This window comes from Mycobacterium venezuelense, from assembly GCF_054919535.1.
Genome location: NZ_JBONDW010000069.1, coordinates 1 through 556, shown reverse-complemented (window position 1 = coordinate 556; position 556 = coordinate 1). Strand labels below are relative to the sequence as shown.

The 556-nt window shown below is 73.4% G+C and carries 1 pseudogene; it reads right to left on the bottom strand.

Annotation, left to right across the window (positions count from 1 at the left end):
- Positions 1 to 545 (bottom strand): annotated as a pseudogene (locus tag ACRCUN_RS34220) (HNH endonuclease); the annotation flags it as partial.
- Positions 546 to 556 lie beyond the last annotated feature (11 nt).

Sequence of the window (556 nt, the reverse complement as noted above, 5' to 3'; positions counted from 1 at the left end):
GAGAACATGCCGATGGTTTCGGCGGTCGGGGTGGCGCGGTTGATGGTCAGATAGCCGTTGGTGTGGGCGAGCATGACGGTGTCTGCCGGGGTGCGCACGAAGGTGGTGACCATCCGCGGCCCGCCCGGATCGCTGATCCGCGCCACGGTGCGGGTGCCGGTGGCGGTGTTTTCGGCCAGCATGTCGAACCCCGCGCCGGCATTCGGGTAGACGACCTGCCCGCCCGCGGTGTGTTGGGCAGCACCGAGCCCGCCGGGCAACACCACCTGCACCGGGCCGGCGGCGGTGTGTGCGGTCAGGCCGGCCAGCGGCTGGGCGGGTAGTCCGGCGCGGCGCGCCTCGACGGTCAGCGTCGGGTCCGAGCCCACCGCCGAATCGGTGAACGCAGCGACCGCGGCGTCGGCGAACCCTTGCGCCGCCGACACTGTTCGCGCCGCCTGCCCTACCCCGCTCGACGGTGCGGGCGCGGCCAGGTGCAGCCCGCCGACGGTGACCGCCACCGCGCACAACGCGGCCAGCCAACGCGCCGGCCACCCCAACCACATACTTTGCCGAC